Below are 13,148 nucleotides of genomic sequence, written 5' to 3' on the forward strand. Positions count from 1 at the left end.
ACAGTACACAGGTGGTATGACCAGTCAGGCCCCATCGTTAAGCGTAGTCAAAAGCGCAAGAAATGCCAAAAAATGCGTTGGTGAACTTTTGCGCACCTTAAACCGGCGCGCTGAACAGAACACCGTCGCGCACCAGCTCGCGGGGATAACTATTCTTCAGTCGGCTGCCCACTTTTTTCGCCAGGCCCAGCGGCTGATGCTGAAAAGTGACAATCACATCATCGGCGCCCGGTACCGTCTGCGGCCAGACATCGCGCCCGCGATACCACTCCTGGGCTTCTTCGGCGGTCAGCTCAAACGCCAGAGGATTATCGCTTCCGGCCAGCGCCACCACGGCTTCATGCTGCCAGCGGTATCCTTTATTATGGACTTCAGCCAGACGAATGCCAGTGCGTGAGAACCGCACCTTGCCGATGAACGGCGTAAAAGCCTGCGGGAAAAGCCAGATCTCTTTATCGCGCTGCCACAGTTCAAGCGTCTCGTCCCATTCGAGGCCGACTTTTCTGGCGGCGGCGATAACGGCCTGCGCTTCGCGAGTTTTCATCGGCGCGAAGGGGAATGCGCCTACTTTGTAGGTCGGCGCGGGCAGCGGCTCGACACTCGCGGTTTTACGCAGACGCGCAACAAAAAAGCCTTCGCAGTCGTAGATTTGCGGAAAGACATGCAGAAAGCCTTCTTCGGTCAGCGCCGCGTCGGCACCGGGGAACAGGGCTTCAAGCGAGAGCACTTCCACCGCCTGCGGGTAGCGCGCCAGCAGCCAGCGCACCGTCTCCTGGTTCTCTTCGCGGTTCAGCGTGCACGTGGAGTACACCAGCGTGCCGCCAGGGGCGAGCGCATGAAAAGCGCTGTCGATAAGCTCGCGCTGGGTGGCGGCGATCTCCTGGTTGCTTTGCGGCGACCAGTTGCGCAGTGCGTCCGGATCTTTTCTCACTACGCCTTCGCCGGAGCAGGGCGCGTCCAGCAGAATGGCGTCAAACTGTTCCGGCAGCGCGGCACCAAAAACGCGGCCGTCAAAATGGGTCAGGCCGACGTTGCGAATGCCGCAGCGGCTGATATTCGCGTGTAACACTTTGACGCGGCTGGCGGAATATTCGTTGGCGAGAATGAAGCCCTGGTTTTGCATCAGCGCGGCTATCTGGGTCGTTTTCGAGCCGGGCGCTGCCGCAACATCCATCACGCGCGCAGGCGTGTTGCCGTCGGCGAACAGCGCCGCCACCGGCAGCATGGAGCTCGCTTCCTGAATATAAAACTGACCGCTTAAGTGCTCGGCGGTGCTGCCAAGCGGCAGCGCCTCTTCGTCATCCCGCTCGATCCAGAAGCCTTCCGGGCACCACGGCACGGGCGTTAACTGCCAGCCGTAGGGCGCCACCTGTTCAAGGAACGTCAACACGCTGATTTTCAGCGTGTTGACGCGAATGCTGCGACGCAGCGGGCGTTGGCAGGCGGCGATGAAATCGTCCATCGCAAGCCCGGCGGGCATCGCTTCACGCATAACATCAAGAAAAGCTTCAGGAAGGCAGACAGAACCGAATTGCGCCACGGCGACACCTCAGCGGGCAGAAAAAGAGGGCGCGAAGTGTAACACAAACGCCCCGGCGTGACACCGGGGCGCAGGCGTTAACGAGGAAGGGCGGTGCCCCACTGACGCCACTCTTTCGGCTCACTGTCCTGCAACAGGAAGTGCTTACCGGGCTGCGCTTTCGGCGCGAGCGGCGTTTCCGGTGGCGTGGCGAAGGCAATGCCGCCGCGAATGAACTGGTTAAACGTGCCGGTTTTCACCACGCCGCCCACCAGACCGAAGTTCAGGCTGTAGCCCGAGGCGAGCCAGAAGACCGAGTTCTCGCGCACCAGATGCTGATAGCGCTTGCTGATACGCATCGCGACCATCACGCGATCAGACATGCTGCCAAGCGACATCCCGGTTACCGTGCCCACTTCGATGCCGCGGAACAGCACTGGCGTGCCAATATTCAGCGACCCGGCCTCCGGCGCTTCCACAATAATGCTCAGGCCGTCGAGATAGCGGGAATCGGTAATGGTCGCTTCCTGAAGCTCAAAGCTGCGACGCCCCGGCCCACGCCCCGGCTCCACGTTGATATAGGGTTGCAGGATGGTGTCGAGATTCTCGACGCCTGCCGCCGAGATCTGCGGCGTCACCACCGAGAACCGCGTGCCAGCGCGCGCGAAAGTATTCACATATTCCGGGTAGAGCACCGCCGTCGCCTGCACTTCGTTGCGATCGGTGATGAGCTTCAGCGATTCGATCTGGCCGATGTTAATGCCGAGATAGCGAATCGGCATGTCCGGCGCGAGCTTGCCGGCATCAAACGCGTGCAGCGTTATCTGGCTGCCCACCGCGCGGGCGGCGGTTTCTGACGGATAGAGCGTGCGCTTGTCTTTTTCGCCAAGACCCGCGCTGGCACCGTTGAGGTTATCGAAGCTGATAGCGCCTTTGAGCGCGCGGGAGAGCGGTGAGGCCTGCACCGTCAGCCCGCTGCCGTTGAGCTGTACTTTCGCGCCGCCTTCGGCCCAAAAGACGCTGTTTGGCGTGAGCAGCTTGCGATATTCAGGTTTGATATGCACTTCAATATCAAACGCGTTGGCGCGCGGGCGCACGGTGATGACTTCACCCACTTCAAATTTACGATACAGCACCACCGAACCGGCCTGAACGTCCGGCAGGCTTTCGGCGGTGAGCGTCAGCGTCGTGGTCGGCATGTCGCTTAAGCTGTTTTCCACCGCTTTTTCCAGGTTGGCGTAGAGCGGGTATTCGTTTTTCATCTCGCCTTTATCGCCCGGCAGCACGCGGATGCCGCCGCTCAGCCATTCGCTGGCGCTGGCACCGAGAAACTCAACGCCATCGAGACCGACTTTCACATCCACGCGGCTGTTGACGACGAATTTGCTGTCGCCTTTGAGCAGCTCGCGATATTGCGGATCAATCGCCACGGCGAAGCTGACGCCTTTGGCGTTCAGCGAGCGCTCCAGCACCTGGCCTATCTGAATGCCGTGGAGGATAACCGGCTGGCCTGCGTCAATGCCGTAGCTCTCCGGCGCGTTCAGCGTCAGCGTCAGCACGCCTGGTTTTTGCAGCGGCGTTTTGTCATCCGGCAGGACGACGAAATGGTTGCGCGGCTGGCCTTCGCCCGGCACCAGCTCCAGCGTACTGCCGGTCAGCAGCGTGCTGATTTCGGGGTTATTGAGCGAAAGTTTCGGGCTGTGCATCTCAATGCGCGTACCGTCACGCAGCAGGTTTACCACGCTCGGATCGACCGTCAGCTCGCCGGTGACCGCGCCGCCAGGGTTGAGATTGAGTTTGGTGAGCGTGCCCACTTCAAGCCCCTGATACATCAGCGGTGTGGAGTTTTCTTTCAGCCCCTGACCGCCCGGGAGATCGAGCTTCACCAGCACGCCGCGTTGGCTGTGGGCGAGATCTTCATACAGCCCGAAGGTGTCGTTCTGGTCGGCGTGCGCGGAATCCGCCGGCGAGTCAAAGGCGATAGCCCCATTGACCAGCGCCGCCAGGCTCTCCAGCTCGACTTTAGCACCGCTCAGCCCGATGTTGGTTTTCACGCCGGAGACGTTCCAGAAGCGGCTGCCTTTTTTCACCAGATTGGTGAAACGCCGCTCGATAATAACGTCGATGGTGACGCCCTGTTTATCAGTGTTGATGGAGTAGTCATACACACGGCCAACAGGAATTTTACGGTAGTAAACCAGCGAGCCGCTGTTCAGCGAACCGAGATCCGGGGCGTGCAGGTGGATCATCAATTCGCCGGTATTCAGACGGTATTTCGGCTGCGTATCAAGCGCCCGGAAGTGGTCGCGCGGCTCGCCTTCACCCGGCATCATGCCGATATAGTTACCCCCCACCAGCGCATCCAGCCCGGAAACGCCCGCCAGCGAGGCTTTCGGCGTGACCAGCCAGAACTGCGTCTGATCGCGCAGCGCGTCTTTCATGTCATTCTTGATACTGACCGTTACCTCGATTTTATTCAGGTCGTCGCTCAGGCGAATATCCTGTACGGTGCCGACTTCGACGCCCTGATAGCGCACCGGCGTGCGCCCGGCGACGATCCCGTCGGCGGACATAAAGTCGATAGTAACGGTGGTGCCTCGCTCTTCATACGTGGTCCAGATAAGCCAGCCCGCGATCAGCAATGCGATAACCGGCAGGATCCAGAACGGAGAGATGCGACGTTTTGTTTTAATTCGCGCTTCAGTCTGTGAAGCGGGCGTTTCCTGACTCATGTGCGTCCCAAAGTAAGCGGCTGTCCAGCCATTCAACAGCAAGAATAGTCAAAATCACCGACGCGCCGAAATAAAACGCAGCCGGCCCCATGACAAACGACAACAGCTGGTCACGATTGACCAACGACATCGTAAGAGAAATCACAAACAGATCGAGCATTGACCAGCGGCCAATCCAGGCCACCAGACGTAACATCAGGATGCGCGCGCGCAGCCCCTGCTGACATTTAAAATGAATACTGACCAGCAGCGTCAGCAGCACCAGCACTTTGGTGAACGGCACCAGAATACTCGCAACAAACACCACGCCCGCCACCAGGATATTGCTCTGCGCCAGGGAGATTATCCCTGACATGATCGTATCTTCCTGGCGCGAGCCGTTAATATAGATAATCGAAATAGGCAGCAGGTTGGCGGGCAGGAGAAACACCATCGAGGCAATCAACGCCGCCCAGCATTTCTGCAAACTCTGACGGCGACGGCGGCGCAGCGGAATATGGCAGCGCGAGCAACGCCCGCGTTTATCCGGCACGCCGGTGTAGTGGCAGCCTAGACAGACGCGCAGATCCTCATGATAGCGTGTGGCGGGGCGCTGGGGATAAAAGCGCTCCCACAGCTCTTCAACATTGAGATGAATCAGCGTCAGCACGCTTAACACCACCAGCGCCACAAACGCCAGCAGTCCGATGCCCGGCTCCAGCCAGGCGTATTCGCGTACTTTGATAGACGCGACGCCGATGCCCACAAGATAGATATCCAGCATCACCCATTCGCGCAGCCGCTCCAGCATCAGCAGCACCGGACGCAGGTTCATACCCAGAATATTACCGAACCAGAGATAGGCGATAGCGGCCACCAGCGTCGCGGGCGCGCCCACCGAGCAAAACAGCACCATGGCGGCGGTGATCGTGTCGCCCTGGCGCGTCATCTGCCAGATGCCCTGGAAAAGGTTGGCGTCAATGCGCGTGCCGAGCAGGTACAGGCGCAGCAGCGGTTCGCTATAGGCGAACGGCATCAGCAACAGCATGGTGATGGCCATCGCCGCCAGCCGGGTAAGCGACCAGTCGCGACCGTCACGAATTTTCGCGTCGCAGCGCGGGCAGTGCGCCGTCTGGTTAGACTTCACCACAGGCAGCATAAAAAGGATATCGCATTGCGGGCAACGCTGATAATGTGCCATCGGCAACGGCTCGCCGATGGCGTGAATGCTCAGTTTTTTGCCAGGAGAAATCTGTTGAGTTTTGAGTGCCATGTGCGAAGCATGTTTTTATATGATTCTGTTATCGTAACTCATGAAATGATTAATCTTGAGCATGAGCGCATTTAATGCTTATTTTAGTAGGCTGGCAGAGTAAGTAAGACAACAAAGCGATCGGATTAATGAACAAAACACAATTTTACGCGGAACTCAATCGCGATTTTCACTCCCTTATGGCAGGGGAAACCAGTTTTCTCGCGACGCTCGCGAATACCAGCGCGCTACTGTTTGAACGCCTTGACGGCGTGAACTGGGCAGGTTTCTACCTGCTGGAAGACAAGACGCTGGTGCTGGGCCCGTTCCAGGGCAAAATCGCCTGCGTGCGTATTCCTTACGGCCGCGGCGTGTGCGGTACGGCGGTTGCGACCGGTGAAGTGCAGCGCGTGGATGACGTGCATGCGTTCGACGGCCACATCGCCTGCGATGCGTCCAGCAACGCCGAAATCGTACTGCCGCTGCGCGCGGACGGGCAAATTATCGGCGTGCTGGATATCGACAGCACCGTCTTTAACCGCTTCGACGCCGACGACGAGCAGGGGCTGCGTACCCTCGTGGAACAGCTTGAAGCCGTTATCGCCGCCACCGACTTTAAAAAATTCTTTGCGCCAGTCGCATGATAAGCAACGGATAACGTGGCATTTACCGATGGCGTCATTATAATGACGCCTGTTCATGCCTGCGGCTTGTTGGCAACATCCGTTGTAATCAGGAAATTTCATGGAAAATCAACCTAAGTTGAATAGCAGTAAAGAAGTTATCGCCTTTCTGGCCGAACGTTTTCCGCAGTGTTTCAGTGCTGAAGGCGAAGCGCGTCCTCTGAAGATCGGCATTTTTCAGGATCTGGTAGAGCGTGTTGAGGGCGAAATGAACCTCAGCAAAACGCAACTTCGTTCCGCATTACGTCTTTATACGTCGAGCTGGCGCTATCTTTACGGCATCAAACCCGGTGCCACGCGTGTCGATCTCGACGGCAACCCGTGCGGCGTTCTGGAAGAACAGCACGTAGAACACGCCCGCAAGCAGCTTGAAGAAGCGAAAGCCCGCGTCCAGGCGCAGCGCGCTGAACAGCAGGCGAAAAAACGCGAAGCAGCAGGCGCTGAAGGCGAAGAGAACGGCGCAGAGCGTCGTGAACGTAAGCCGCGTCAGGCCCCGCGCCGCAAGGACAACGCCGAGCGTAAACCGCGCGCTGCGAAACCCGCCGCCGCCGCCAAACCATCGCGCCCTGCGCGCGAAGAGCGCCATACTCCGGTGTCTGACATTACGGCGCTCAGCGTCGGCCAGGCCATCAAGGTCAAAGCAGGCAATAACGCGATGGACGCCACCGTGCAGGAAATTACCAAAGATGGCGTCCGTGTACAGCTGACTTCTGGTATGTCGATGATTGTACGCGCAGAACATTTAGTGTTCTGAAACGGAGGTCAACCAGGGCATGAACACTTTTTTTAAGCTTACCGCCGTCGCCGGCCTGCTGCTGATGGCGGGTCAGGCGTTGGCCGTGGATGACATTACCCGTCCTGACCAGATCCCGGTTCTTAAAGAAGAACCGCAGCATGCCACCGTAAGCGAGCGCGTGACCTCACGGTTCACCCGCTCTCACTACCGCCAGTTCGATCTTAACGAAGCCTTCTCCGCCAAAATCTTCGATCGCTACCTCAACCTGCTCGACTACAGCCACAACGTGCTGCTGGCGAGCGACGTCGAGCAATTCGCGAAGAAAAAAGGGCAGATTGGCGATGAACTGCGCAGCGGCAAGCTCGATGTGTTTTACGATCTCTACAATCTGGCACAGCAGCGTCGTTTTGAACGTTATCAGTACGCGCTGAAGGTGCTGGAAAGACCGATGGATTTCACCGGTAACGATACGTTCGATATCGATCGCAGCAAGGCGCCCTGGCCTTCCAGCGAAGCGGAGTTGAATAAACTCTGGGACGGCAAAGTCAAATATGACGAGCTGAGCCTGAAGCTGACCGGTAAAACCGATGCGGAAATCCGCGAAACGCTGACCAAGCGTTACAAATTCGCGATTCGTCGCCTGGCGCAGACTAACAGCGAAGATGTATTCTCGCTGGCGATGACCGCGTTCGCGCATGAAATCGACCCGCATACCAACTATCTCTCGCCGCGCAGCACCGAGCAGTTCAACACCGAAATGAGCCTTTCGCTTGAGGGCATCGGTGCCGTTCTGCAAATGGATGATGACTATACCGTCATTAACTCCATGGTCGCGGGCGGCCCGGCGGCGAAAAGCAAGGCGATTAGCGTTGGCGATCGCATTGTCGGCGTAGGCCAGGTAGGCCAGCAGATGCAGGATGTAATCGGCTGGCGTCTTGATGATGTCGTCGCGCTCATCAAAGGGCCGAAGGGCAGCAAAGTGCGCCTTGAAGTTCTGCCTGCCGGTAAAGGCACCAAAACCCGCATTGTGACGCTGACGCGTGAGCGCATTCGTCTTGAAGATCGCGCCGTGAAGATGTCGGTGAAAAATGTCGGTAAAGAAAAAATCGGCGTGCTGGATATTCCTGGCTTCTACGTTGGTCTGACCGATGACGTGAAAGTGCAGCTTCAGAAACTTGAGAAGCAGAACGTCGCGGGCGTGATTATCGATCTGCGCTCCAACGGCGGCGGTGCGCTGACGGAAGCGGTATCGCTCTCCGGTCTGTTTATTCCGTCCGGCCCGGTCGTGCAGGTGCGTGATAACAACGGCAAGGTACGTGAAGATCGCGATACCGACGGCGTGGTCTATTACAAAGGCCCGCTGGTGGTGATGGTCGACCGTTTCAGCGCCTCGGCGTCGGAGATTTTCGCCGCCGCCATGCAGGATTACGGCCGTGCGCTGATTGTCGGCGAGCCAACCTTCGGGAAAGGCACCGTGCAGCAGTACCGTTCACTGAACCGTATTTACGATCAGATGCTGCGCCCGGAATGGCCGGCGCTGGGTTCCGTGCAGTACACCATCCAGAAATTCTACCGCGTTAACGGCGGCAGTACCCAGCGTAAAGGGGTCACGCCGGATATCATCATGCCAACCGGCAATGAAGAGACGGAAACCGGCGAGAAATTCGAGGATAACGCGCTGCCGTGGGATAGCATCAATGCCGCCACGTATGAAAAATCTGGCGACCTGAAGTCGTTCGGCCCTGAGCTTTTGAAAGATCACAACGACCGTATCGCGAAAGATCCGGAATTCCAGTACATCATCAAGGATATTGCTCGTTATAACGCGATGAAAGAGAAGCGCAACATTGTGTCGCTTAACCTTGCCCAGCGTGAAAAAGAGAACCATGAAGATGACGCAACCCGACTGGCGCGTATCAACGACCGTCTGAAGCGTGCCGGCAAACCGCCGCTGGCGAAGCTTGAGGATCTGCCGAAGGATTATCAGGAGCCCGATCCGTATCTCGATGAAACGGTGCATATCGCCCTTGACCTGGCGAAAATGACCAAAGAGAAAACGGCGCAGCCTGCTGACTCTCAGAAATAAAATCCCCAACCGGCGCACTCAGAGGCGCCGGTTTTTTATGTCGTGTTAAGCCCCCCGTCAGTGAAATGCTACAAAATGTAAAGTTTCGTATTTTTAGGGACTTGCCCGCTTCTGATGCTTGAAAACGGCGCGCGCGCCCCTACGATGTGTGTAATCGCATAATGCGTATTGTTAAACCGAGGTAAAAAGAAAATTATGATGCGAATTGCGCTTTTCCTGTTGACTAACCTGGCCGTTATGGTGGTGTTCGGTCTGGTGCTCAGCCTGACAGGGATCCAGTCAAGCAGCGTGACGGGCCTTCTGATCATGGCGCTGCTGTTTGGCTTCGGCGGCTCGATCGTTTCGCTGCTGATGTCCAAATGGATGGCGCTGAAATCGGTGGGTGGTGAAGTTATTGAAGCGCCGCGTAATGAAACAGAACGCTGGCTGATGGATACCGTGGCGCAGCAGTCGCGCCAGGCGGGCATCGCGATGCCGCAGGTGGCTATCTACCACGCGCCGGATATCAACGCCTTCGCGACAGGCGCGCGCCGTGACGCCTCTCTGGTAGCGGTAAGTACTGGCCTGTTGCAGAACATGAGCCGCGATGAAGCGGAAGCGGTTATCGCGCACGAGATCAGCCACATCGCCAATGGCGACATGGTTACCATGACGCTGATTCAGGGCGTGGTGAACACCTTCGTTATTTTTATTTCGCGTATTATCGCGCAAGTGGCGGCTGGTTTCCTCGGTGGCAACCGTGACGAAGGCGAAGAGAGCAACGGCAACCCGCTGATTTACTTCGCGGTCGCGACTGTGCTGGAACTGGTATTCGGTATCCTCGCGAGCATTATCACCATGTGGTTCTCGCGCTATCGTGAATTCCACGCTGACGCCGGCTCCGCAAAACTGGTGGGCCGCGAGAAAATGATCGCTGCACTCCAGCGCCTGAAAACAAGCTATGAGCCGCAGGAAGCGAGCAGCATGATGGCGTTCTGCATCAACGGTAAATCGAAATCGCTGAGCGAACTGTTCATGACGCACCCGCCGCTCGATAAACGTATCGAAGCGCTGCGTAGCGGCGAATACCTGAAATAACCGCGTAAGCGATAAAGACGAAAGCGCGCCTGATGGCGCGCTTTTTTTGGTCAGTGCGGCAGGAGCTTGCGAGTGATACGTTCATCTTAAGCGATTGATCTGGTGCGAAAGATATATCCTGCCACTCAATGCGGTTGGATGTCGCAGATTTATGATGTGCGCGCATAGATTCATTGCGACACCGTCGCCCGGAATTTATAATAAAAACCGGTTCTGATTTTTATAAAACAAATGCGATCGAGGTGATCAATGGCAATCGCAGAATTAGATAAACAGCCTGACTCCGTCTCTTCGGTGCTCAAGGTCTTTGGTATCTTGCAGGCGTTGGGTGAAGAGCGGGAAATTGGTATCACCGAATTGTCGCAGCGCGTGATGATGTCAAAAAGCACTGTTTACCGCTTTTTGCAGACGATGAAGTCGCTGGGTTATGTCGCGCAGGAAGGGGAGTCGGAAAAGTACTCTCTGACGCTCAAGCTCTTTGAGCTTGGTGCGCGCGCATTGCAGAATGTCGATCTTATCCGCAGCGCGGATATCCAGATGCGCGAGCTGTCGCGCCTGACGAAAGAGACCATTCACCTGGGCGCGCTGGACGAAGACAGCATTGTCTACATCCATAAAATCGACTCGATGTATAACCTGCGCATGTATTCGCGCATTGGTCGCCGCAACCCGCTCTACAGTACCGCTATCGGTAAAGTGCTGCTGGCCTGGCGCGATCGCGACGAAGTTCGACAGATCCTCGAAGGCGTTGAGTATAAGCGCAGTACCGATCGTACTATTGTCTCTACCGACGCGCTGCTGCCGGTGCTGGATCAGGTTCGTGAGCAGGGTTACGGCGAAGATAACGAAGAGCAGGAAGAAGGGCTGCGCTGCATCGCGGTGCCGGTATTTGACCGCTTTGGCGTGGTGATCGCGGGGCTGAGTATCTCCTTCCCGACGCTGCGTTTCTCTGAAGAACGTCTGCACGAATATGTTGAGATCCTGCATAACGCCGCGCGGAAAATCTCCGAACAGATGGGATATAACAGCTATCCGTTCTGACGATAAGCCTTCTGATAAAAAAGCCGCGCGACTCCGCGGCTTTTTTATTGCGTATGATTAACCGTTATCCACGACAGTTTCGCTTTTACGCAGCACCGGACAGGCGGTGATGCCGATAAGCCCGCTGTCTGAGTGAATGAACTGCGTGTTCACTACCTGTCTTGCCGTCAGATAACGACACTGCAATCCCAGGCCTGCGGCGTTCTCATGACTACCAATCAATACTCCATAACCGCTGAAAAGCAGCGCAGCCCAGGCCACAACCACCAGCGCGGCAATACGAATCAAATAGCGCATTACGGCTCCGTTTGTTAACGTTCATGCGTACAGCGTGCCGTGGCTGCCGCTGCGTCACAAGAGGAGGATTCCGTATTGTGCGAGTTAACGTTACAGTGATATTTGGTTTAAGGTTTCCGTGATAATTTGGCCCTGTAGATGCCGTAACGGAGAAGGTAGTGAAAAAATTAAGATGGGCTATTTTGCTGGCCGTGCTGGTGGCCTGTTTACTGTTATGGACGCAGACGATCAATGTAATGTGCGATCAGGACGTTCAGTTTTTCAGCGGCATTTGTACCATCAATAAGTTCATTCCCTGGTAACGCGCGTCAGGCATGCCCTTATGCCGCAGCGGTGGTAAGATAGCGCGTTTCCCTGAGGTGGTTAGCATGAACGACATTATCAATTCTGGTGCTTTAAATTTCGCCTCCCTGGCGATTTCTCTCTTTGGCGCTATCGTGGCGCTGGTGGCCTGGTTCTTTATTAACCGTGCAAGTGTGCGTGCCAACCAACAGATAGAACTGCTGGAAGCGCTGCTTGAACAGGAAAAACGTCAGACAGCACTGCTGCGTCGTCTGTGCGACGCGAATGAGCCGGAGGCGCCGGCGCCTTCCGACGCGCCCGTGGCAACGCAGGATGACGACGATGGTTTCGTCCGCCTGGTGGCTGAACGTTAATTGCCAACGCCCGGGAGGTGATGGGCATGGTCTGGAAAAACCCGTGGTACGATCCCACAAAAGCCCATCACCGCCCGGACGGGTTTTGCAACACACATGAGGTCGGGCATCAGCCTGGCGATTTGCGCCGCTGGCAGGATGAACGTAAAGCGCTGGGGCTGCCGCACCCGCCTGCTGAAGGGTACGGGACGTTTATCCGCCAGTGGTGGCAGCCTGCGGTAATTGAAGGCGACGAAGATGGCGTCTGGTGGCTCGGCCACGCCACGCTTTTGCTGCGTCTTAACGGTCGCTATTTACTTACCGATCCGCTTTTCTCCCGCCGCGCTTCGCCCGTGAATTTTTACGGCCCCGTTCGTAAAACGCCGCTCTCCCTTGAGTTTGCCCGCCTGCCGCGTATCGACGCGGTGCTGATTTCCCACAATCATTACGATCATCTGGACAACAGCACAGTACGCCGTCTGGCGAAACGCTTTCCTGACGCGGCGTTTTTTGTACCGCTCGGGCTGAAAGCGTGGTTTGTGAAGCGCGGTATTCGCAACGTTACCGAACTCGACTGGTGGGAAAGCCATTCCCGGGAAGGGCTTCAGATGACGGCTGTCCCGGCGCAGCACTGGAGTATGCGCACGCCGTGGGATCGCAATCGCTCCCTGTGGTGCGGCTGGGTGATTGAGAGCGCCTCGCAGCGTTTCTGGTTTAGCGGCGACAGCGGTTATACGCCTGAGCTGCTTGAGATCCCGCGCCGCCTCGGGCCCCTCACCGGCGCGGCTATTCCCATCGGCGCTTACGCGCCACGCTGGTTTATGGCACCGCATCATATGGATCCGCAACAGGCGGTCGGACTCTGGCAGGATACAGGCCGCCCGCTTGCCATTCCCATTCACTGGGGCGTGTTTGAGCTGGCGGATGAATCGCTGGATGCGCCGCCTGCCGAATTGCTAAGTGTACTTGCCGAACGCGGTGAAAAAGAGGAAATGTTTGTGCCGCGCCGTATCGGGCAATATTTATCGCTGACGGCGAATAAGACCGGGTAAGAATATATCAGGCTGGTTAAATTTACTTCTGGCAGGATGATTTATTAATCACTTCGCCT

The 13,148-nt window shown here is 56.9% G+C and carries 12 protein-coding genes; 8 read left to right on the top strand and 4 right to left on the bottom strand.

The window, feature by feature from the left end; all coding sequences use genetic code 11:
- Positions 1–97 precede the first annotated feature (97 nt).
- From rsmF to yebS, 3 genes are all read right to left on the bottom strand, one after another.
- Positions 98–1,492 (bottom strand): 16S rRNA (cytosine(1407)-C(5))-methyltransferase RsmF, encoded by a 1,395-nt coding sequence (gene rsmF / locus AFK66_RS07645; protein WP_202628971.1) that lies wholly within the window; start codon positions 1,490–1,492, stop codon positions 98–100.
- Between the two features lie 125 nt (positions 1,493–1,617).
- The gene (locus AFK66_RS07650) at positions 1,618–4,251 is read right to left on the bottom strand and encodes a PqiB family protein (RefSeq protein WP_007775871.1); all 2,634 of its coding nucleotides are present in this window, start codon (positions 4,249–4,251) and stop codon (positions 1,618–1,620) included.
- On the bottom strand, positions 4,220–5,503 hold the full coding sequence (gene yebS, locus AFK66_RS07655; RefSeq protein WP_023898530.1) for a membrane integrity lipid transport subunit YebS: 1,284 nt from the start codon (positions 5,501–5,503) through the stop codon (positions 4,220–4,222). The genes AFK66_RS07650 and yebS overlap by 32 nt, the downstream gene beginning before the upstream one ends.
- Before the next feature lie 128 nt (positions 5,504–5,631).
- On the opposite strand from yebS, the gene AFK66_RS07660 reads away from it, so the two are divergent.
- The 5 genes from AFK66_RS07660 (at position 5,632) to kdgR (ending at position 11,105) form a co-directional block, all read left to right on the top strand.
- Entirely contained in the window at positions 5,632–6,126 is a 495-nt protein-coding gene (locus AFK66_RS07660) for a GAF domain-containing protein (RefSeq protein ID WP_007775867.1), read from the top strand.
- Between the two features lie 100 nt (positions 6,127–6,226).
- On the top strand, positions 6,227–6,919 hold the full coding sequence (gene proQ, locus AFK66_RS07665) for an RNA chaperone ProQ (protein WP_007775865.1): 693 nt from the start codon (positions 6,227–6,229) through the stop codon (positions 6,917–6,919).
- Positions 6,920–6,938: 19 nt separating this feature from the next.
- Complete coding sequence (prc, locus tag AFK66_RS07670) at positions 6,939–8,987, top strand: carboxy terminal-processing peptidase (RefSeq protein ID WP_007775864.1); 2,049 nt, start codon at positions 6,939–6,941, stop codon at positions 8,985–8,987.
- Positions 8,988–9,182: 195 nt separating this feature from the next.
- A complete protein-coding gene (htpX, locus tag AFK66_RS07675) occupies positions 9,183–10,064 on the top strand; it encodes a protease HtpX (protein WP_004386682.1) in 882 nt (293 codons plus the stop codon).
- 249 nt (positions 10,065–10,313) lie between these two features.
- Complete coding sequence (gene kdgR / locus AFK66_RS07680; RefSeq protein WP_007775861.1) at positions 10,314–11,105, top strand: DNA-binding transcriptional regulator KdgR; 792 nt, start codon at positions 10,314–10,316, stop codon at positions 11,103–11,105.
- 57 nt (positions 11,106–11,162) lie between these two features.
- On the opposite strand, the gene AFK66_RS07685 is transcribed toward kdgR, so the two are convergent.
- Complete coding sequence (locus AFK66_RS07685) at positions 11,163–11,402, bottom strand: YobH family protein (protein WP_007775859.1); 240 nt, start codon at positions 11,400–11,402, stop codon at positions 11,163–11,165.
- A 158-nt stretch (positions 11,403–11,560) separates the two neighbouring features.
- On the opposite strand from AFK66_RS07685, the gene mgrB reads away from it, so the two are divergent.
- From mgrB to AFK66_RS07700, 3 genes are all read left to right on the top strand, one after another.
- Complete coding sequence (mgrB, locus tag AFK66_RS07690) at positions 11,561–11,704, top strand: PhoP/PhoQ regulatory lipoprotein MgrB (RefSeq protein WP_007714125.1); 144 nt, start codon at positions 11,561–11,563, stop codon at positions 11,702–11,704.
- Between the two features lie 66 nt (positions 11,705–11,770).
- Positions 11,771–12,058, top strand: a complete 288-nt coding sequence (locus AFK66_RS07695; RefSeq protein ID WP_023898536.1) for a YebO family protein — start codon at positions 11,771–11,773, stop codon at positions 12,056–12,058.
- Between the two features lie 20 nt (positions 12,059–12,078).
- Complete coding sequence (locus tag AFK66_RS07700; protein ID WP_007775856.1) at positions 12,079–13,089, top strand: MBL fold metallo-hydrolase; 1,011 nt, start codon at positions 12,079–12,081, stop codon at positions 13,087–13,089.
- Positions 13,090–13,148 lie beyond the last annotated feature (59 nt).

It is taken from the genome of Cronobacter malonaticus LMG 23826 (genome assembly GCF_001277215.2).
In the GTDB taxonomy this organism is placed as follows: Bacteria; Pseudomonadota; Gammaproteobacteria; order Enterobacterales; family Enterobacteriaceae; genus Cronobacter; species Cronobacter malonaticus.

Excerpts from the sequence above, each read along its gene's own strand:
- rsmF (WP_202628971.1), bottom strand. The coding sequence starts at position 1,492 with ATGCGTGAAGCGATGCCCGCCGGGCTTGCGATGGACGATTTCATCGCC.
- AFK66_RS07650 (WP_007775871.1), bottom strand. The coding sequence starts at position 4,251 with ATGAGTCAGGAAACGCCCGCTTCACAGACTGAAGCGCGAATTAAAACA.
- yebS (WP_023898530.1), bottom strand. The coding sequence starts at position 5,503 with ATGGCACTCAAAACTCAACAGATTTCTCCTGGCAAAAAACTGAGCATT.
- AFK66_RS07660 (WP_007775867.1), top strand. The coding sequence starts at position 5,632 with ATGAACAAAACACAATTTTACGCGGAACTCAATCGCGATTTTCACTCC.
- proQ (WP_007775865.1), top strand. The coding sequence starts at position 6,227 with ATGGAAAATCAACCTAAGTTGAATAGCAGTAAAGAAGTTATCGCCTTT.
- prc (WP_007775864.1), top strand. The coding sequence starts at position 6,939 with ATGAACACTTTTTTTAAGCTTACCGCCGTCGCCGGCCTGCTGCTGATG.
- htpX (WP_004386682.1), top strand. The coding sequence starts at position 9,183 with ATGATGCGAATTGCGCTTTTCCTGTTGACTAACCTGGCCGTTATGGTG.
- kdgR (WP_007775861.1), top strand. The coding sequence starts at position 10,314 with ATGGCAATCGCAGAATTAGATAAACAGCCTGACTCCGTCTCTTCGGTG.
- AFK66_RS07685 (WP_007775859.1), bottom strand. The coding sequence starts at position 11,402 with ATGCGCTATTTGATTCGTATTGCCGCGCTGGTGGTTGTGGCCTGGGCT.
- AFK66_RS07695 (WP_023898536.1), top strand. The coding sequence starts at position 11,771 with ATGAACGACATTATCAATTCTGGTGCTTTAAATTTCGCCTCCCTGGCG.
- AFK66_RS07700 (WP_007775856.1), top strand. The coding sequence starts at position 12,079 with ATGGGCATGGTCTGGAAAAACCCGTGGTACGATCCCACAAAAGCCCAT.